20 protein-coding genes are annotated in these 18,272 nt (G+C 54.1%); 12 read left to right on the top strand and 8 right to left on the bottom strand.

The genetic code is table 11. The features are described from left to right. Positions 1 to 28: 28 nt before the first annotated feature. Together QUE34_RS16690 and QUE34_RS16685 are read left to right on the top strand one after the other, a co-directional pair. The gene (locus QUE34_RS16690) at positions 29 to 208 is read left to right on the top strand and encodes a hypothetical protein (protein WP_032303651.1); all 180 of its coding nucleotides are present in this window, start codon (positions 29 to 31) and stop codon (positions 206 to 208) included. Between the two features lie 31 nt (positions 209 to 239). After that, positions 240 to 593, top strand: a complete 354-nt coding sequence (locus QUE34_RS16685) for a nitrous oxide-stimulated promoter family protein (protein WP_032303650.1) — start codon at positions 240 to 242, stop codon at positions 591 to 593. Between the two features lie 38 nt (positions 594 to 631). Here the strand turns inward: QUE34_RS16685 and flhA are convergent, their stop codons facing one another. From flhA to hypA, 6 genes are all read right to left on the bottom strand, one after another. Next, a complete protein-coding gene (gene flhA, locus QUE34_RS16680; RefSeq protein ID WP_032184993.1) occupies positions 632 to 2,710 on the bottom strand; it encodes a formate hydrogenlyase transcriptional activator FlhA in 2,079 nt (692 codons plus the stop codon). Between the two features lie 73 nt (positions 2,711 to 2,783). Then, positions 2,784 to 3,794 carry a hydrogenase maturation carbamoyl dehydratase HypE gene (hypE, locus tag QUE34_RS16675; RefSeq protein ID WP_001059968.1) on the bottom strand — a complete coding sequence of 337 codons (1,011 nt, stop codon included), beginning with the start codon at positions 3,792 to 3,794 and terminating at the stop codon, positions 2,784 to 2,786. Beyond that, positions 3,791 to 4,912: a hydrogenase formation protein HypD gene (gene hypD, locus QUE34_RS16670; protein ID WP_001212982.1), complete on the bottom strand. Its 1,122-nt coding sequence runs from the start codon at positions 4,910 to 4,912 to the stop codon at positions 3,791 to 3,793. The genes hypE and hypD overlap by 4 nt, the downstream gene beginning before the upstream one ends. After that, positions 4,912 to 5,184, bottom strand: a complete 273-nt coding sequence (hypC, locus tag QUE34_RS16665) for a hydrogenase 3 maturation protein HypC (protein WP_000334881.1) — start codon at positions 5,182 to 5,184, stop codon at positions 4,912 to 4,914. Before hypC ends, hypD begins: the two co-directional genes overlap by 1 nt. Next, a complete protein-coding gene (gene hypB / locus QUE34_RS16660) occupies positions 5,175 to 6,047 on the bottom strand; it encodes a hydrogenase nickel incorporation protein HypB (protein ID WP_000337676.1) in 873 nt (290 codons plus the stop codon). Before hypB ends, hypC begins: the two co-directional genes overlap by 10 nt. 3 nt (positions 6,048 to 6,050) lie before the next feature. After that, on the bottom strand, positions 6,051 to 6,401 hold the full coding sequence (hypA, locus tag QUE34_RS16655) for a hydrogenase maturation nickel metallochaperone HypA (protein WP_001299100.1): 351 nt from the start codon (positions 6,399 to 6,401) through the stop codon (positions 6,051 to 6,053). A 211-nt stretch (positions 6,402 to 6,612) separates the two neighbouring features. Between hypA and hycA the strand changes: the two genes are divergently transcribed. From hycA to QUE34_RS16605, 10 genes are all read left to right on the top strand, one after another. Then, a complete protein-coding gene (gene hycA / locus QUE34_RS16650; RefSeq protein WP_000158081.1) occupies positions 6,613 to 7,074 on the top strand; it encodes a formate hydrogenlyase regulator HycA in 462 nt (153 codons plus the stop codon). A 124-nt stretch (positions 7,075 to 7,198) separates the two neighbouring features. Beyond that, positions 7,199 to 7,810 carry a formate hydrogenlyase subunit HycB gene (hycB, locus tag QUE34_RS16645; protein ID WP_001079186.1) on the top strand — a complete coding sequence of 204 codons (612 nt, stop codon included), beginning with the start codon at positions 7,199 to 7,201 and terminating at the stop codon, positions 7,808 to 7,810. Next, positions 7,807 to 9,633 carry a formate hydrogenlyase subunit 3 gene (gene hycC, locus QUE34_RS16640; RefSeq protein WP_105268684.1) on the top strand — a complete coding sequence of 609 codons (1,827 nt, stop codon included), beginning with the start codon at positions 7,807 to 7,809 and terminating at the stop codon, positions 9,631 to 9,633. Before hycB ends, hycC begins: the two co-directional genes overlap by 4 nt. A gap of 2 nt (positions 9,634 to 9,635) precedes the next feature. Next, positions 9,636 to 10,559, top strand: coding sequence for a formate hydrogenlyase subunit HycD (gene hycD, locus QUE34_RS16635; RefSeq protein ID WP_000115196.1), 924 nt, complete (start codon positions 9,636 to 9,638; stop codon positions 10,557 to 10,559). A gap of 17 nt (positions 10,560 to 10,576) precedes the next feature. Then, entirely contained in the window at positions 10,577 to 12,286 is a 1,710-nt protein-coding gene (hycE, locus tag QUE34_RS16630; protein WP_001288122.1) for a formate hydrogenlyase subunit HycE, read from the top strand. A 9-nt stretch (positions 12,287 to 12,295) separates the two neighbouring features. Beyond that, a complete protein-coding gene (gene hycF, locus QUE34_RS16625; RefSeq protein ID WP_000493799.1) occupies positions 12,296 to 12,838 on the top strand; it encodes a formate hydrogenlyase subunit HycF in 543 nt (180 codons plus the stop codon). Then, positions 12,838 to 13,605 carry a formate hydrogenlyase subunit HycG gene (hycG, locus tag QUE34_RS16620; RefSeq protein ID WP_000067390.1) on the top strand — a complete coding sequence of 256 codons (768 nt, stop codon included), beginning with the start codon at positions 12,838 to 12,840 and terminating at the stop codon, positions 13,603 to 13,605. The genes hycF and hycG overlap by 1 nt, the downstream gene beginning before the upstream one ends. After that, complete coding sequence (gene hycH / locus QUE34_RS16615) at positions 13,602 to 14,012, top strand: formate hydrogenlyase assembly protein HycH (RefSeq protein ID WP_001291923.1); 411 nt, start codon at positions 13,602 to 13,604, stop codon at positions 14,010 to 14,012. The genes hycG and hycH overlap by 4 nt, the downstream gene beginning before the upstream one ends. After that, a complete protein-coding gene (gene hycI / locus QUE34_RS16610) occupies positions 14,005 to 14,475 on the top strand; it encodes a hydrogenase maturation peptidase HycI (protein WP_000132961.1) in 471 nt (156 codons plus the stop codon). Before hycH ends, hycI begins: the two co-directional genes overlap by 8 nt. 42 nt (positions 14,476 to 14,517) lie before the next feature. Then, entirely contained in the window at positions 14,518 to 15,273 is a 756-nt protein-coding gene (locus tag QUE34_RS16605; protein ID WP_032303647.1) for a hypothetical protein, read from the top strand. A gap of 103 nt (positions 15,274 to 15,376) precedes the next feature. Here the strand turns inward: QUE34_RS16605 and ascB are convergent, their stop codons facing one another. Both ascB and ascF read right to left on the bottom strand, forming a co-directional pair. After that, the gene (gene ascB / locus QUE34_RS16600; protein ID WP_032303658.1) at positions 15,377 to 16,801 is read right to left on the bottom strand and encodes a 6-phospho-beta-glucosidase AscB; all 1,425 of its coding nucleotides are present in this window, start codon (positions 16,799 to 16,801) and stop codon (positions 15,377 to 15,379) included. A gap of 8 nt (positions 16,802 to 16,809) precedes the next feature. After that, complete coding sequence (gene ascF / locus QUE34_RS16595; RefSeq protein ID WP_103253791.1) at positions 16,810 to 18,267, bottom strand: PTS cellobiose/arbutin/salicin transporter subunit IIBC; 1,458 nt, start codon at positions 18,265 to 18,267, stop codon at positions 16,810 to 16,812. Positions 18,268 to 18,272 lie beyond the last annotated feature (5 nt).

Below are 18,272 nucleotides of genomic sequence, written 5' to 3'. Positions count from 1 at the left end.
ATTTTCGTTGTAATCACATAAGGCGCACATGATACCGGAGTTAATCATTTCAGGGGAAGAAGCGAACGGCGAGTTCTTGATGGTGATTCCGGGAAAGATGCTGTTTTGCAGCTTTTGCGTGATGCTTATGAAGCAAGTACGCAAAATTGTATCAGTTGGCGAACCCTTCTTCTTCAGAGCCATAGTCCCCTTTCAAATTAAGTTGTAATATAAATACATCTTAAGAGTATGGAGGCAGCATGTCTGGCAAGCGTATCTCTCGTGAAAAACTGACGATTAAAAAAATGATCGATCTTTATCAAGCGAAATGCCCGCAGGCGTCAGCGGAGCCGGAGCATTACGAAGCGCTGTTTGCCTACGCGCAAAAACGGCTGGATAAATGTGTGTTCGGCGAAGACAAACCCGCCTGTAAGCAGTGTCCGGTGCACTGTTACCAGTCTGCAAAGCGTGAAGAGATGAAACAGATTATGCGTTGGGCCGGGCCGCGCATGCTGTGGCGTCATCCGATCCTAACCGTACGCCATCTCATTGATGACAAGCGTCCGGTGCCGGAGTTGCCAGAAAAATATCGCCCGAAAAAAAATCGTGAATAGTATACCGGACAGGCAGATCTGTCCGGCACCTCATGCAGTTAAACCAATGCCGATTTATCAATCCCCAGTCGTTTCATCCGTGATAGCAGTGTGGTGCGTTTTAGTCCCAGACGTTGCGCCGCGCCTTTCGGCCCGGCAACCACGCCGTTAGTCTCTTTTAATACACGCACAATTAGCTGATATTCATCTTCGCCCTCCTGAGCGACGACCGTTGCAGTCGGCGGCGTTTTAGGTTCCGGTAAAGCAATATCAGGCAATGACAGCTGCAGCACGTTGCCACGTGTCAGCAATACCGCGCGCTCAATGACGTTTTCCAGCTCGCGTACGTTACCTGGCCACTCCATATTGCTCAACGCGCGCAACGTTTCGGCAGGAATGCTGTCGATATTGCGCCCCAGACGACGGGCAATTTTGAAGGTAAAGGCTTTCGCCAGCAGCGGAATATCTTCCGGACGCTCGCGTAGTGGCGGCAGGTGGATCGGGAATACGTTCAGGCGATAATAGAGATCGCTACGGAACTCGCGGTCGGCAACCATTTTTTTCAGATCGCGGTTAGTCGCGGCAATTAAACGCACGTCCGTCTGTATAATTTTATTACTGCCGAGACGTTCAAACTCCTGTTCCTGTAATACACGCAGCAACTTCGGTTGTAACTCCAGCGGCATATCACCCACTTCATCGAGGAACAGGGAGCTTTTATCCGCCAGTTCAAAACGACCGATACGCTGGGCGCTGGCTCCGGTAAACGCACCACGCTCATGACCAAACAGATCGCTTTCTAACAATCCGGCAGGCATCGCCGCGCAGTTCATTTTTACCATGCGGCGATTATTACGCCCACTGAGATTATGGATCGCGCGGGCAATCAGTTCTTTACCGGTGCCAGTTTCACCGAGGATCAGAACTGTACTGTCACTTTGTGCCACCATTTCAACTTGTTTAAGCACGCTGTACATGGCTTCACTGCGACCAATAATCTCGCCAAATTCACTATCAACATTGTTGAGCTGCTCGGTCAGGGCGAGATTTTCATCAACCAGTCGTTCTTTCAGACGATGAATTTCCTGATAGGCAAGGGCGTTATCGACAGCGATTGCCACACGTTCGGCAATCTGGCGCAGTAAATTCAGATTGGTCGTGGTAAACACTTTCTCTTCGCATTGCGCCAGTTTCAGCACGCCCAGCATGGTGTCGCCAGACATCAGCGGTAACAGGCACAAGGTTTGAATCTGGTTGCCCCAGGTGTCGAACAACATGCGTTCGTAGGGGGCTAAATTATCTCGCTCGTGGAGATTAATCAGCAGCATCTCTTTGCTTTTAAACACGCGTTCGGTGAGGGTTCCTGCTTCATCGACTTCGCTCTGTTCGTGAGCGGGATGCTGTTTATCAAGATAGTGAGTGGAGTAGATGTTGAGTTTGTTTTTACGGTGGCTGCGTAAGACGATGCTGATATCGTCAATGTCGAAATAGTAATGGATTTCTTTGGCGACTTCGCTGACCAGTTCGTCCATATCCAGGCGAGAAAGCACCGCGTTGGTGATGGCAACCAGGATGCGGAAGTTATCGCGTTCCCGGCATAACAACTCATAGTCGACATTATTGACGACGCGGCTCTGGATTTGTTCGGTGACGACAGAAATGATCTGCGTAAAAGTTTGCAGGCGATTGAACTCTTTTTCACTCCACGGGCGATCGTCATAACGAATAAATTCACAGCCACCAAAAATATGCCCTTCCGCCGCCAGTGGCATCAGGCAATAGTGACCAAATTTGGGGTATAGCCCACCAGCGGCCAGCTGCGGCCAGGTTTCACAAAATTCTTCGTAACTGCAATGCAGTGTATCAGGGCGCGACAAAATGCTGCGCACCGGACCGTGTGCCAGAACAGTTTCGTCTTCATAATTTATGGGGGTGTCTTTTTCACGCGACGCGTAATAAGACGCACGTTGAGTCTGCGCTTGCCACAACACAATAGCTGCATTGTCGGCGAGCGCAGAACGCTTTACCAATTGCGAAAGAGCCTCACACAGCGAGGCCAGATCGGGCTGCTGCAATAGTGTCCGAGTGATGTCGAACAACCCTTGTTGTCCGAGATCACTCATCGGTGTATATGACATTTTGTTCTTCCAGGAAAGCACCGCAAAGCGGTGCAAAAGGTCATTGACTAAATATAGGAGATTTAGAATTTTATTAGCATATACGCGGAAGCGGTTCGGCGTGTGGTAAATCGAGGGTTCGTTTCACGCCATACAGACCGGCAAGACGAACACCTTTACGTTCCACCACTTCACCAATCAGCGCCGCGTCTTTCCCCAGTGGATGGGAATGTAACGCCGCCAGCACTTGCTCTGCTGCGTTGCGTTCAACGGCGATCACCAGTTTGCCTTCGTTGGCAAAGTTAAGGGCGTCCAGCCCCAGCAGTTCGCAAACGCCGCGCACGGCAGGTTTAACCGGCAGTGCCGCTTCTGAAATTTCAATACCACAACCGCAGGCTGCCGCGAACTCATGAACTACCGCGTTCACTCCACCACGGGTGGCGTCACGCAGTGCCTTCACACCGGGAATATCACGCAGCGTCTGGATGAGCGGCGTCAGCACTGCGCAGTCGCTGACCAGTTCGCCATCCAGCCCCAGTTGCTCGCGCAGATTAAGAATAGTTGCTCCGTGGTCGCCGAGAGTTCCACTCACCAGCAGAACATCGCCTGCGGTTAGCGTCTGTGCGCCCCAGTGAATATTCGCCGGGATCGCGCCCATGCCAGCGGTGTTGATAAACAGTTTATCTGCCGCGCCGCGTTGCACCACTTTAGTGTCGCCTGTAACGATGGCAATGCCTGCCGCGCGGGCGGTTTCTGCCATGCTGGTCACCACGGCTTTTAGCGTCTCCATCGGCAATCCCTCTTCGAGGATAAAGCCACAAGAGAGATAGCGCGGAATAGCGCCACTGACCGCAACGTCATTCGCGGTGCCACAAATCGCCAGCTTGCCGATATTGCCACCAGGAAAGAACAGCGGGTCGATGACGTAGCTGTCGGTGGAGAACGCCAGACGGTCGCCTTCTGCCACCAGCTGCGCCAGCTCAAGGCGCGCCTGGTCTTCCTGTTCTGCCAGCCACGGATTGGCAAAAGCTTCCATAAACAGGCTGTTGATTAATTGCTGCATCGCCTGGCCGCCGCTGCCGTGGGCGAGTTGGATATTATTCACGCTTCACTCTCCTGCTGACGATACTGATACCACGCGGCGCACGCTCCTTCGGAGGAAACCATCAGCGCACCAAACGCGGTTTGAGGATTACAGGTGTTACCAAACAGCGGGCATTGATGCGGCTTACATTTGCCCGTCAAGACTTCGCCACAACGCGCGCGCGGGTCATCGCAGACCTGCTGCGGTGCCGGGCGGAAATGCGCTTCGGCGTCAAATCGTTGATAATCCGGCGTCAGGTGTACACCAGAAGATTCAATCACGCCTAAGCCGCGCCATTCGCTGTCGCCGTTGACGCAGAAGACATCCGCAATCGCCTGTTGCGCCAGCAGGTTACCGGCATCCGGCACCACCCGACGATACTGATTCTCCACCTTGCTGTGGGCCGCTATTTTCTGCTCCACCAGCATGACCACGCCTTGTAGTAGATCAAGCGGTTCGAATCCAGCAACCACCAGAGGACGATGAAAATCACTGGCGATAAAATTATAGGCGTCGGTGCCGATAACCATACTGACGTGGCCCGGCGCGAGGAACGCATCGATACCGTTATCCGGCTGTTCCAGCAAACTGCGTAGCGTTGGGATCAGCGTAATATGCTGGCAGAAAAAGTAAAAATTTTGCACATCGCGGGCTTTCGCCTGTTGCAGAGTGATGGCCGTCGTCGGCATGGTGGTTTCAAACCCTAAGCCGAAGAACACCACTTTACGAGTTGGATTCTCCTGCGCCAATTTTAACGCATCCATTGGCGAGTAAACGATGCGAACATCGGCACCGCGCGCTTTTGCCTGTAACAGCGACCCCTGTTTCCCTGGTACGCGCATGGCGTCGCCAAAGGTACAGAAGATGACTTCCGGATGGCTGGCAATCTCCACGCAGGTGTCGATTCTTCCCATCGGCAGTACACATACCGGGCAACCCGGACCGTGGATAAACTCGACGTTTTCCGGCAGCAACTGGTCGAGGCCGAATTTAAAAATGGCGTGGGTATGACCGCCACACACTTCCATAATCCGCAGAGGGCGTTCGGCGGTGTAAGAGAGATGTGAAGCACGTTCGCGCAGATGCTCAATTAACTGCATCACCTGTTCCGGCGCGCGATATTCATCAACAAAACGCATTATTTTTCCTCGCCATACAACAGCGCGCCGACATCCGGCTCAACGTCAAACATGTTTTGTAAGGCGTCGAGGGTGTCGCGCGCTTCGGCTTCATTAATTACGCTCATGGCAAAGCCAACGTGAACCAGTACCCACTGGCCCACGCGTGGCTGACCGTTTTCATCGCAGCTGCCGACTAACGTTAGATCGACGTCGCGTTGAATACCGCAGACGTCGACTTTCGCCTGGTTGCCGTCAATGGTGCGGATCTGGCCGGGAACGCCTATGCACATCGCTGTGTCTCCAGCCAGTTCAGCCACTGGTCCATCCCTTCGCCGCTGGTGGCGGAAATAAGGATGATTTCAATTTCTGGATTGACTTCGCGGGCGCAGGCGATGCACTTCTCAACGTCGAAATTGAGATACGGCAGCAGGTCAACTTTGTTGAGCAGCATCAGCGAGGCGGCGGCAAACATATGTGGATATTTCAGCGGTTTGTCTTCACCTTCGGTAACGGAAAGCACCGCCACTTTGTGTTTTTCACCGAGATCGAAGCTCGCCGGACATACGAGGTTGCCAACGTTTTCGATAAACAGAATACCGTTATCGTCCAGTGGCAGGCGCGGCGCGGCGTCGGCAATCATCTGTGCGTCAAGATGGCAGCCTTTACCGGTATTCACCTGAATCGCTGGTGTGCCGGTAGCGCGAATGCGCGCGGCATCGTTCACGGTTTGCTGATCGCCTTCAATAACTGCGCACGGAACGCTGTCTTTCAGGCGTATCAAGGTTTCCGTCAGCAGGGTGGTTTTACCGGAACCAGGGCTGGAAACCAGGTTGAGTACCAACTGATTGCGGGCAGCAAAGCGCGCTCGGTTGCGTTCAGCCAGACGGTTGTTTTTGTCTAGCACGTCAATTTCGACTTCCAGCATCCGACGCTGGCTCATGCCCGGCGCGTGAGTGCCCGCTTCGCCATGACCGTAATGCAGGTCGCCTTCTTCAGTCTGGCTGGGGGTAAATTCAGGCGCTTTAATGCCGGTGATTTTCATCTTCGGGCGTGCCGCCGGGGCAAATGGCGCGCTACGAAACGCGGAATGAGGGTTATGTTCATCACCCTCGATATACAGGTTGCCTTCACCGCAACCGCATGTTGTACACATCGCTCACTCCTGGTCTATTTCTATCCGCCGAATCTGTAAACCGTCGTCTGCCACAATTTGTAGCATGTCGCCATGACACTGTGGACAGCGCCGGACGCGCTGGGTCAGTAGCGTCACATACTGTTGGCATGTTTCACACCAGCATTCGGCCTCTTGTTCTTCGAGGTGCAGTTTACAACCTTCTGCCACGCTGCCGCGGCAAACCAGATCAAAACAAAAGGCAAGAGAGCTGGTTTCGACACAAGAAAATGCGCCAATTTTGAGCCAGACCCCAGTTACGCGTTTTGCGCCGTGTTTTGCGGCCTGCTGTTCGATCAATTCCAGTGCCCGTTGGCAGAGGGTTATTTCGTGCATATCGCCTCCCATTAACTATTGCCAGCTACAAGCAATAATTGTGCCAGTGTTGATTATCCCTAAAGTGAATAATGTCGATGATGTCGAAATGACACGTCGACACGGCGACGAAATTCATCTTTAGCTTAAAAATTGCTTTAATAACAATAAATTAAAAGTTGGCACAGAAAATGCTTAAAGCTGGCATCTCTGTTAAACGGGTAACCTGACAATGACTATTTGGGAAATAAGCGAGAAAGCCGATTACATCGCACAGCGGCATCGTCGCCTACAGGACCAGTGGCATCTCTACTGCAATTCGCTGGTTCAGGGGATCACGTTATCGAAAGCGCGCCTGCATCACGCCATGAGCTGTGCGCCAGACAAAGAACTCTGTTTCGTCCTTTTTGAACATTTTCGCATTTACGTCACCCTGGCGGATGGCTTTAACAGCCACACCATCGAGTATTACGTCGAAACGAAAGAGGGTGAAGAAAAACAGCGGATTGCGCAGGCACAATTGAGCATTGACGGAATGATAGATGGCAAGGTCAACATCCGCGATCGCGAACAGGTACTGGAACACTATCTCGAAAAAATCGCTGGCGTTTACGACAGCTTATACACCGCCATTGAAAACAATGTACCGGTGAATTTAAGCCAACTGGTAAAGGGACAAAGCCCGGCGGCATGAGCTGAGGCTTTGCCCGTTTTGCAGGCGTTACGCCTGTTTGGGGATGGGCGTGTCGATGAGTGTCGAAAATGACATTTCATCGGCATGTTTTCGTCAAAAATGACAATCACCTGAGGAATGCCTGGTGAATCGTTTTGTAATTGCTGACTCCACGCTCTGTATCGGCTGCCACACCTGTGAGGCCGCCTGTTCAGAGACGCATCGCCAGCACGGCCTGCAATCAATGCCGCGCCTGCGAGTGATGCTAAATGAAAAAGAATCTGCGCCGCAGCTCTGTCACCACTGTGAAGATGCACCCTGTGCGGTGGTCTGCCCGGTTAACGCTATCACCCGCGTTGATGGGGCAGTGCAGCTGAATGAAAGCCTGTGCGTAAGCTGCAAACTGTGCGGCATCGCCTGCCCGTTTGGCGCAATCGAATTTTCCGGCAGCCGTCCGCTGGATATTCCGGCAAACGCCAATACCCCGAAAGCACCACCGGCACCGCCTGCTCCGGCGCGTGTCAGCACGTTGCTTGACTGGGTGCCGGGTATTCGCGCGATCGCCGTCAAATGTGACCTCTGTAGCTTTGATGAACAAGGTCCGGCCTGCGTGCGGATGTGCCCAACCAAAGCCCTGCATCTGGTGGATAACACCGATATCGCCCGCGTCAGCAAGCGTAAGCGTGAGCTGACCTTTAACACGGACTTTGGCGATCTCACCTTGTTTCAGCAGGCTCAAAGTGGAGAGGCTAAATGAGCGCAATTTCCCTGATCAATAGCGGCGTGGCGTGGTTTGTTGCTGCTGCTGTTCTGGCATTTCTCTTTTCTTTTCAAAAGGCGTTAAGCAGCTGGATTGCCGGAATTGGCGGCGCGGTGGGTAGCCTGTATACGGCAGCCGCAGGCTTCACTGTGCTGACTGGCGCGGTTGGCGTGAGCGGCGCGTTGTCGCTGGTAAGCTACAATGTGCAAATCTCTCCGCTTAATGCGATTTGGCTGATAACCCTCGGCCTGTGCGGTCTGTTTGTCAGCCTCTACAACATTGACTGGCATCGCCATGCGCAGGTGAAGTGTAACGGCTTGCAGATCAATATGTTGATGGCTGCTGCCGTCTGTGCCGTCATTGCCAGCAATCTGGGCATGTTCGTAGTAATGGCAGAAATCATGGCCCTGTGTGCGGTGTTCCTCACCAACAACAGCAAAGAGGGCAAACTGTGGTTTGCGCTGGGGCGTCTTGGCACTTTGCTGCTGGCGATTGCTTGCTGGCTGCTGTGGCAACGTTACGGCACGCTGGATCTGCGCCTGCTGGATATGCGCATGCAACAGCTGCCGCTTGGTTCCGATATCTGGCTGCTCGGTGTGATTGGTTTTGGCCTGCTGGCCGGGATTATCCCGCTGCACGGCTGGGTGCCACAGGCTCATGCTAACGCCTCTGCGCCAGCTGCCGCGCTGTTTTCCACGGTGGTGATGAAAATTGGCCTGCTGGGTATTTTAACCCTGTCTCTGCTGGGCGGTAATGCGCCGCTGTGGTGGGGAATTGCACTTCTGGTACTCGGCATGATCACCGCGTTCGTCGGCGGTCTGTATGCGCTGATGGAGCACAACATTCAGCGTCTGCTGGCTTACCACACTCTGGAAAATATCGGCATCATCCTGCTGGGGCTAGGCGCTGGCGTAACGGGTATCGCGCTTGAACAACCGGCGCTGATTGCCCTTGGCCTGGTCGGTGGTCTGTACCATCTGCTTAACCATAGCCTGTTCAAAAGCGTACTGTTCCTTGGTGCGGGGAGCGTCTGGTTCCGTACCGGGCATCGCGATATCGAAAAACTCGGTGGTATTGGCAAAAAAATGCCGGTTATCTCCATCGCCATGTTAGTTGGGCTGATGGCAATGGCTGCGTTGCCGCCACTGAACGGGTTTGCCGGGGAATGGGTTATCTATCAATCCTTCTTCAAACTGAGCAATAGTGGCGCGTTTGTTGCCCGTCTGCTGGGGCCGCTGCTCGCAGTGGGGCTGGCAATTACCGGTGCGCTGGCAGTGATGTGTATGGCGAAAGTTTATGGCGTTACTTTCCTTGGCGCGCCGCGTACCAAAGAAGCCGAAAACGCCACCTGTGCGCCGCTCCTGATGAGCGTAAGCGTAGTGGCACTGGCGATTTGCTGCGTGATTGGCGGTGTTGCTGCGCCGTGGCTGCTGCCGATGTTGTCTGCTGCCGTACCTCTGCCGCTGGAGCCTGCTAATACAACCGTTTCTCAACCAATGATCACGTTGCTGCTGATTGCCTGCCCGCTGCTGCCATTCATCATTATGGCGATTTGCAAAGGCGATCGTTTGCCGTCGCGTTCCCGCGGCGCGGCCTGGGTGTGCGGCTACGACCATGAAAAATCAATGGTGATTACCGCTCACGGTTTTGCCATGCCGGTGAAACAGGCATTTGCGCCAGTGCTGAAACTGCGCAAATGGCTGAATCCGGTGTCGCTGGTACCAGGCTGGCAGTGCGAGGGGAGTGCGTTGCTGTTCCGCCGGATGGCGCTGGTTGAACTGGCGGTGCTGGTGGTGATTATTGTTTCACGAGGAGCCTGAGAATGAGTGTTTTATATCCGTTAATTCAGGCGCTGGTGTTATTTGCCGTTGCGCCGCTGCTCTCTGGTATTACCCGCGTGGCGCGCGCCCGCTTGCATAACCGTCGCGGGCCGGACGTGTTGCAGGAGTATCGCGACATTATCAAACTGCTGGGTCGTCAGAGCGTTGGCCCCGATGCCTCCGGCTGGGTGTTCCGCCTGACGCCGTATGTGATGGTGGGCGTCATGCTGACTATCGCTACCGCGCTGCCGGTGGTGACCGTCGGTTCTCCGCTGCCGCAACTGGGGGATTTGATCACTTTACTGTATCTCTTCGCCATTGCGCGTTTCTTCTTTGCCATTTCTGGTCTGGATACCGGTAGTCCGTTTACTGCTATTGGCGCGAGCCGTGAAGCGATGCTGGGCGTGCTGGTCGAACCGATGTTGTTGCTTGGTCTGTGGGTCGCCGCGCAGGTGGCTGGTTCCACCAACATCAGCAACATCACCGACACCGTTTATCACTGGCCGCTGAGCCAGAGCATTCCGCTGGTGCTGGCGCTCTGTGCCTGCGCATTCGCCACCTTTATCGAAATGGGCAAACTGCCGTTCGACCTGGCGGAAGCCGAGCAGGAGCTGCAGGAAGGTCCGCTCTCTGAGTACAGCGGCAGCGGCTTTGGCGTCATGAAATGGGGTATCAGCCTGAAACAGCTGGTGGTGTTACAGATGTTCGTCGGGGTGTTTATTCCGTGGGGACAAATGGAAACCTTCACTGCCGGTGGGCTGCTGCTGGCGCTGGTGATTGCCATCGTCAAACTTGTGGTCGGCGTACTGGTTATCGCGCTGTTCGAAAACAGCATGGCCCGTCTGCGTCTTGATATTACTCCACGCATTACCTGGGCTGGTTTTGGCTTTGCATTTTTAGCGTTCGTCTCCTTGCTGGCGGCGTGATTAAAGAGAGTTTGAGCATGTCTGAAGAAAAATTAGGTCAACATTATCTCGCCGCGCTGAATGAGGCATTTCCGGGCGTCGTGCTGGACCACGCCTGGCAGACCAAAGATCAGCTGACTGTCACCGTGAAGGTGAACTATCTGCCGGAAGTGGTGGAGTTCCTCTACTACAAGCAGGGGGGCTGGCTGTCGGTGCTGTTTGGTAACGATGAACGCAAACTGAATGGTCATTACGCCGTTTATTACGTGCTGTCGATGGAGAAGGGCACCAAGTGTTGGATTACGGTTCGCGTCGAAGTTGACGCCAACAAACCAGAATATCCGTCCGTGACGCCGCGCGTTCCGGCGGCGGTGTGGGGCGAGCGTGAAGTGCGCGATATGTACGGTTTGATTCCGGTAGGGCTTCCGGATGAACGCCGTCTGGTGCTGCCGGATGACTGGCCGGATGAACTCTACCCGCTGCGTAAAGACAGCATGGATTATCGTCAACGTCCGGCACCAACTACTGATGCTGAAACCTACGAGTTCATCAACGAACTGGGCGACAAGAAAAACAACGTCGTGCCGATTGGTCCACTGCACGTCACTTCTGACGAACCGGGCCACTTCCGTCTGTTCGTTGATGGCGAAAACATTATCGACGCCGACTACCGCCTGTTCTATGTCCATCGCGGCATGGAAAAACTGGCGGAAACCCGCATGGGTTACAACGAAGTGACCTTCCTCTCCGACCGTGTGTGCGGGATCTGCGGCTTCGCCCACAGCACCGCTTACACCACGTCGGTGGAAAACGCGATGGGTATTCAGGTGCCAGAACGTGCGCAGATGATTCGCGCCATTTTGCTGGAAGTGGAACGCCTGCACTCGCATCTGCTCAACCTTGGCCTTGCCTGCCACTTCACTGGCTTTGACTCTGGTTTTATGCAGTTCTTCCGCGTGCGTGAAACCTCCATGAAAATGGCGGAGATCCTTACCGGTGCGCGTAAAACCTACGGCCTGAACCTGATCGGCGGGATTCGTCGCGATCTGCTGAAAGATGACATGATCCAGACCCGTCAACTGGCGCAGCAGATGCGTCGTGAAGTGCAGGAGCTGGTGGATGTGCTGCTGAGCACACCGAACATGGAACAGCGCACTGTCGGCATTGGTCGTCTGGACCCGGAAATTGCCCGCGACTTCAGTAACGTCGGCCCGATGGTCCGCGCCAGTGGTCACGCCCGCGATACCCGCGCCGATCACCCGTTTGTTGGCTATGGCTTACTGCCAATGGAAGTTCACAGTGAGCAGGGCTGCGATGTGATTTCCCGTCTGAAAGTGCGTATCAACGAAGTCTATACCGCGCTGAACATGATTGACTACGGTCTGGATAACCTGCCGGGCGGCCCGCTGATGGTGGAAGGCTTTACCTACATTCCGCACCGTTTTGCGCTGGGCTTTGCCGAAGCGCCGCGCGGTGATGATATTCACTGGAGCATGACCGGCGACAACCAGAAGCTGTACCGCTGGCGCTGCCGTGCCGCGACCTACGCGAACTGGCCGACCCTGCGCTACATGCTGCGCGGCAACACCGTTTCTGATGCGCCGCTGATTATTGGTAGCCTGGACCCTTGCTACTCCTGTACCGACCGCATGACCGTGGTCGATGTGCGTAAGAAGAAGAGCAAAGTGGTGCCGTACAAAGAACTTGAGCGCTACAGCATTGAGCGTAAAAACTCGCCGCTGAAATAAGGAATCGCCATGTTTACCTTTATCAAAAAAGTCATCAAAACCGGCACGGCGACCTCGTCTTACCCGCTGGAGCCGATTGCGGTTGATAAAAACTTCCGTGGTAAGCCAGAGCAGAACCCGCAGCAGTGCATCGGCTGTGCAGCCTGCGTCAATGCCTGCCCGTCAAACGCCTTAACGGTTGAAACTGATCTCGCCACCGGTGAGCTGGCATGGCAGTTCAATCTCGGTCGCTGCATCTTCTGTGGACGCTGCGAAGAAGTCTGCCCGACGGCGGCGATCAAACTGTCGCAAGAGTACGAACTGGCGGTGTGGAAGAAAGAAGATTTCCTGCAACAGTCTCGCTTCGCGCTGTGCAACTGCCGCGTCTGCAATCGTCCTTTCGCCGTCCAGAAAGAGATCGACTACGCCATTGCGCTGCTTAAGCACAATGGTGACAGCCGTGCGGAAAACCACCGCGAAAGCTTTGAGACTTGCCCGGAATGTAAGCGCCAGAAATGCCTGGTGCCGTCCGACCGTATTGAACTGACTCGCCATATGAAAGAGGCCATCTGATGAGCAATTTATTAGGCCCCCGTGACGCCAACGGCATTCCGGTCCCGATGACGGTGGATGAATCCATCGCCAGTATGAAGGCGTCGTTACTGAAAAAAATCAAACGTTCTGCCTACGTTTACCGCGTGGACTGCGGCGGCTGCAACGGCTGCGAAATTGAAATTTTCGCAACCTTATCGCCGCTGTTCGATGCAGAACGCTTCGGCATTAAAGTCGTTCCTTCTCCGCGTCATGCGGATATTTTACTGTTTACCGGCGCGGTCACCCGTGCAATGCGATCCCCTGCGCTGCGTGCGTGGCAGTCCGCGCCGGACCCGAAAATCTGTATCTCCTACGGTGCCTGCGGTAACAGCGGCGGGATCTTCCACGATCTCTACTGCGTGTGGGGGGGTACGGATAAAATCGTCCCGGTGGATGTCTACATTCCGGGGTGCCCGCCAACGCCAGCCGCCACGCTGTACGGCTTTGCAATGGCGCTCGGCCTGCTGGAGCAGAAAATTCACGCCCGTGGGCCGGGTGAACTGGATGAACAACCGGCAGAGATCCTGCATGGCGATATGGTGCAGCCGCTGCGTGTAAAAGTAGATCGCGAAGCACGCCGCCTGGCGGGTTATCGTTACGGTCGCCAGATTGCCGATGATTTCCTGACGCAGTTAGGGCAGGGTGAAGAGCAGGTTGCACGCTGGCTGGAAGCGGAAAACGATCCGCGTCTGAACGAGATTGTCAGCCATCTGAATCATGTTGTTGAAGAGGCGCGTATTCGATGAGTGAAAAGGTGGTGTTCAGTCAACTGAGCCGTAAATTTATTGATGAGAACGATGCTACGCCCGCCGAGGCGCAGCAGGTGGTCTATTACAGCCTGGCGATTGGTCACCACCTTGGGGTTATCGATTGCCTGGAAGCCGCGCTCACCTGCCCGTGGGATGAATATCTGGCATGGATTGCCACTCTGGAGGCGGGCAGTGAAGCCCGCCGTAAAATGGAAGGCGTGCCGAAATATGGTGAGATCGTTATCGACATTAACCATGTGCCGATGCTGGCCAACGCATTCGATAAAGCCCGGGCAACGCAAACTTCGCAGCAGAAAGAATGGAGTACCATGCTGTTAAGTATGCTGCATGATATTTATCAGGAAAATGCCATCTATTTGATGGTGAGGAGACTGCGTGACTGACGTTTTACTCTGTGTTGGCAATAGCATGATGGGCGATGATGGCGCAGGTCCGCTGCTGGCGGAAAAGTGCGCCGCCGCGCCGAAAGGTAACTGGGTGGTGATTGACGGCGGTAGCGCACCGGAAAACGACATTGTCGCCATCCGTGAACTGCGCCCTACGCGACTGCTGATTGTCGACGCCACTGATATGGGGCTAAACCCCGGCGAGATCCGCATCATCGACCCGGATGACATCGCCGAGATGTTTATGATGACTACCCATAACATGCCGCTGAACTACCTTATCGACCAGTTAAAAGAAGACATTGGCGAAGTGATTTTCCTCGGCATCCAGCCGGATATCGTCGGTTTTTACTACCCGATGACCCAGCCGATTAAAGACGCCGTAGAAACCGTTTATCAACGACTTGAAGGCTGGGAAGGGAATGGTGGATTTGCGCAGTTAGCGGTGGAAGAAGAGTAGTTTTTCAGTAAGGAATTCAGGGAATTGAAAATCAGAACAGGGATGTGCGCTTTTTTATTTTGCTTAGTGCTTCCTGCGCAGGCTACCAGCTTTACCGAATATCTGCCAATGAGTGACAGCGAATACGCGCAAAAGCGGGCGCTGAAACCTCTCCTGACTATGCCTTATTATACCGAGCAAACCTGGCATTTTAGAAAAGTGGGCGTTGCTGGCGTGACGCTTGAGAAGATGCCAAATGAAGAGGATTACTGGCAATTAACTGCTAAAGACCGCGCCGGTAAATCCTGGAAGGTGCCTGTGGGTATGCTGGCAAATATGGCGGGCAAAGGGCAACTCTATCGCGCCGATCTGGATCGTAACGGCATTCAGGATCTGGTTATCTGGTTACCAAGTGCTGGTAATGGTCTGGCTCCTTATGCACATTTAATCCTTATGACGTTCACGCGCGATGGTCGTCCCTGTGTCTTTGAACCCTGGGGATTCTACACCGCAAGCAAAACTGGCGTAGATGATTTGCTGGATTTGCAAGGCAATGGCCACACACAATTGCTGGATATGCAGTTTAATTCTGGTTACTGGATAACCAGTCTGTATCAGGTAAAAGACGCCAAATGGCAACGTGTTCACGGCTGGTTTGGCAAGTTAAGCTATCCCGCGCTCACGCGTTTCACTTATACCCCCAACCGTAAACTCGTCCTCAAACCCATTGCCGGGCGCGACCCGCAAACGGAAGATCTGGCGTTGACCCAGCGTTGCTTGATAACAGAGGATATGCTTGATGGGGTGAATCAGCTCTGATGCCAAACGCCAGATTGCCCGATGCGCTGCGCTTATCGGGCCTACATGTCGCACGAACTATGTAGGCCGGATAAGGCGTTCACGCCGCATCCGGCACGTTTGCTTACTCTAAATCTTCACCGTTACTGGCAATCACTTTTTTATACCACCAGAATGATTTCTTACGCGTGCGCGCCAGCGTGCCGTTGCCTGCATCGTCACGGTCTACATAGACAAAACCGTAGCGTTTGCTCATTTCACCCGTTGACGCGGAAACTAAATCAATACAGCCCCAGGTGGTGTAGCCCATCAGCGGAATGCCGTCTGCAATCGCTTCGCCCATTGCGCGGATATGTTCGCGTAAATAGCTGATGCGATAGTCGTCGTTAATCTCGCCATTGGCAGCAAATTCATCTTTTGCGCCCAGGCCGTTTTCCACCAGAAACAGCGGCTTCTGATAACGATCGTACATCATATTCATGGTGATACGCAGACCGAGTGGATCAATTCCCCAGCCCCAGTCGCTCACCTGTAGATACGGGTTACGCAGCGATTTCACCACGTTCGCCGCACTGCTGTTGTTGGCGTTCATCTCCGCCGAGGCGCAGCGCGAGGCGTAATAGCTGAAAGAGACAAAATCGACGGTGTTTTTCAGGATCTCATCATCGCCCGGTGCTTTGTCGATGGTTACCCCTTTTTCGCGAAATACGCGGGCAGAGTAAGCCGGATACGCACCCCGCGCCTGCACATCGATAAAAAACAGGTTTTCCCGGTCTTTCTCCAGCGCTGCCCAGACATCTTCCGGCTTGCAGCTGTAAGGGTAGAAGTTGCCGCCCGCCAGCATACAGCCCACCTGATTTTGCGGGTTAACCTCATGGGCGATTTTGGTGGCTAACGCACTGGCAACCAGCTGGTGGTGCGCAGCCTGATATTTCACCTGCTCCTGATCTTCTCCTTCTTCAAAAACCAGACCCGCGCCGGAGAACGGGCTATGCAACATGATGTTGATTTCATTAAAGGTGAGCCAGTATTTCACCAGCCCATCAAATGCTTCAAAGCAGGTCCGGGCGTAGCGGCTGAAAAACTCCACCAGCTTGCGGTTACGCCAGGAGCCATATTCAGTGACCAGATGCATCGGCACGTCGAAGTGACACAACGTGACCAGCGGTTCGATACCGTACTTTTTACACTCTTCAAAAACCGTGCGGTAAAAAGCAATGCCCTGCTGGTTGGGCGTCAGTTCATCGCCCTGCGGGAAGAGGCGGCTCCAGGCAATCGAGGTACGAAAAACCTTGAATCCCATCTCTGCCATCAGGGCGATATCTTCTTTATAACGATGATAAAAATCCGTCGCCTCATGGCTGGGATAAAACTCGTCATCGCGCAACTGAAAACGTTTTTCCAGCCCCAGTTTCACCGCCATTCGATGTTCGCCGTGCGGGATCATATCGACCGTGGTCAGCCCTTTGCCACCTTCACGGTACGCACCTTCAGATTGGTTGGCGGCAAGCGCGCCGCCCCATAAAAAACCTTGCGGAAATACTGACATTTTCATCCTCAATTAAGACTTACTTCTTTGGCGACAGTCGGTTGTACGCTCTGATGCTTTCGCGCCTGGGCAGCCGCTTCCTCAACAGGAATATCCTCAAAGCCGAGCAACAGTGTGAGGATAAACGACAGCACGACCGCCAGCGCCATGACGGCGAACACCCAGACGATGCTCATTGGATTCGCCGGATCGAAGAACTGCACGCTGGTAAATAATCCCGGCGCTGCCATTGAGTGGCTGGCAAGCCCCGCCATACCGGCAACCGCGCCGCAAATAAAACCGCTGATAAGACTGGCGATAAGCGGACGTTTCAGGCGGATCGCCACGCCGTATAACGCGGGTTCGGAAATCCCCGCCATAATGGCTGATGCCGCCGCAGCCAGCGCCGTCTGGCGCAGTTCCGGGTTTTTCGTTTTCCACGCCACCGCCAGTGATGAACCGCCCAGCGACAGGTTAGCGCCGATCTCTGATGGCATGACCATTCCTTCTTTGCCGGTTTCGGCAATAGTTTGAATGATGGTTGGCGTAAAGACGCGGTGCATCCCGGTCATTACCAGCAGAGGCCACAGTGCGCCCATAATGGCGACTGAAAGCCAGCCCAGATAACCATGAATGGTGTAAACCAGCGCCGAAATGGCGCTACCGATCCAGATACCAATCGGGCCAATCAGCAGGATTGCCAGCGGTGCGGCAATCAACACAATCAGCATTGGCTTGAGGAAGTTTTTCGTCACCGCCGGTGTAATGCTGTCCACCCAGCGTTCGATATATGACAGGCACCAGGTCATCACCAGCGCCGGGATCACCGTGTAGGTGTATTTCACCGCGGTGACCGGAATCAGGGCAAATTCAACATGTTCACCCTGGGCCGCTTTCGCCATCAGCTCAATAAAACTCGGATGTACCAGCACACCCGCAATGGCAATCGCCAGCGACATATTGGTTTTAAATTTGATGGCGGCAGAAGCAGCGACCATCAGCGGCAGGAAGAAGAAAGCACCATCACCAATCACATTGAGAATGGTTAAGGTCGGCGATCCTTTTGTCAGCACGCCGCTCATCTCGAGGATCATCGCCAGCAGTTTGACCATCGATCCGCCGATGATCGCCGGGATCAGCGGTGACATGGTGCCGATCAGCGCATCCAGGATCCCCGCACCAATGCGACGTAGCGTGAGTTTGGGTTTCCCCACGGGCTGCGTGGGCTGCATATCTCCAGGTAACAAGCTGACAACTTCCTGAAAGGTCTGCGAAACCGTATTACCTATAATCACCTGACACTGGTTGTCACTACGTACCACACCGAGCACGCCGGAGATAGTTTTTAACGTTGGGCTGTCGATCAATGCATCATCTTTGATAACAAAGCGTAAACGCGTCATACAGTGCGTGACTGCCGAGATGTTATCAACGCCGCCCAGTGCCGCTATCACCGAGCGTGCCAGCGCCGCATAATTTTTGGCCATCGGAT

The sequence above is a fragment of the Escherichia sp. KS167_9B genome, from assembly GCF_030295215.1.
Taxonomy (GTDB): Bacteria; Pseudomonadota; Gammaproteobacteria; order Enterobacterales; family Enterobacteriaceae; genus Escherichia; species Escherichia coli_F.
This window is presented reverse-complemented; position numbering and strand designations above follow the sequence as displayed.

Bases quoted from the DNA above. Each gene is read 5' to 3' on its own strand.
- QUE34_RS16690 (WP_032303651.1), top strand. From the start codon at position 29: ATGATACCGGAGTTAATCATTTCAGGGGAAGAAGCGAACGGCGAGTTC.
- QUE34_RS16685 (WP_032303650.1), top strand. From the start codon at position 240: ATGTCTGGCAAGCGTATCTCTCGTGAAAAACTGACGATTAAAAAAATG.
- flhA (WP_032184993.1), bottom strand. From the start codon at position 2,710: ATGTCATATACACCGATGAGTGATCTCGGACAACAAGGGTTGTTCGAC.
- hypD (WP_001212982.1), bottom strand. From the start codon at position 4,912: ATGCGTTTTGTTGATGAATATCGCGCGCCGGAACAGGTGATGCAGTTA.
- hypC (WP_000334881.1), bottom strand. From the start codon at position 5,184: ATGTGCATAGGCGTTCCCGGCCAGATCCGCACCATTGACGGCAACCAG.
- hypB (WP_000337676.1), bottom strand. From the start codon at position 6,047: ATGTGTACAACATGCGGTTGCGGTGAAGGCAACCTGTATATCGAGGGT.
- hypA (WP_001299100.1), bottom strand. From the start codon at position 6,401: ATGCACGAAATAACCCTCTGCCAACGGGCACTGGAATTGATCGAACAG.
- hycA (WP_000158081.1), top strand. From the start codon at position 6,613: ATGACTATTTGGGAAATAAGCGAGAAAGCCGATTACATCGCACAGCGG.
- hycC (WP_105268684.1), top strand. From the start codon at position 7,807: ATGAGCGCAATTTCCCTGATCAATAGCGGCGTGGCGTGGTTTGTTGCT.
- hycD (WP_000115196.1), top strand. From the start codon at position 9,636: ATGAGTGTTTTATATCCGTTAATTCAGGCGCTGGTGTTATTTGCCGTT.
- hycE (WP_001288122.1), top strand. From the start codon at position 10,577: ATGTCTGAAGAAAAATTAGGTCAACATTATCTCGCCGCGCTGAATGAG.
- hycF (WP_000493799.1), top strand. From the start codon at position 12,296: ATGTTTACCTTTATCAAAAAAGTCATCAAAACCGGCACGGCGACCTCG.
- hycG (WP_000067390.1), top strand. From the start codon at position 12,838: ATGAGCAATTTATTAGGCCCCCGTGACGCCAACGGCATTCCGGTCCCG.
- hycH (WP_001291923.1), top strand. From the start codon at position 13,602: ATGAGTGAAAAGGTGGTGTTCAGTCAACTGAGCCGTAAATTTATTGAT.
- QUE34_RS16605 (WP_032303647.1), top strand. From the start codon at position 14,518: ATGTGCGCTTTTTTATTTTGCTTAGTGCTTCCTGCGCAGGCTACCAGC.
- ascB (WP_032303658.1), bottom strand. From the start codon at position 16,801: ATGTCAGTATTTCCGCAAGGTTTTTTATGGGGCGGCGCGCTTGCCGCC.
- ascF (WP_103253791.1), bottom strand. From the start codon at position 18,267: ATGGCCAAAAATTATGCGGCGCTGGCACGCTCGGTGATAGCGGCACTG.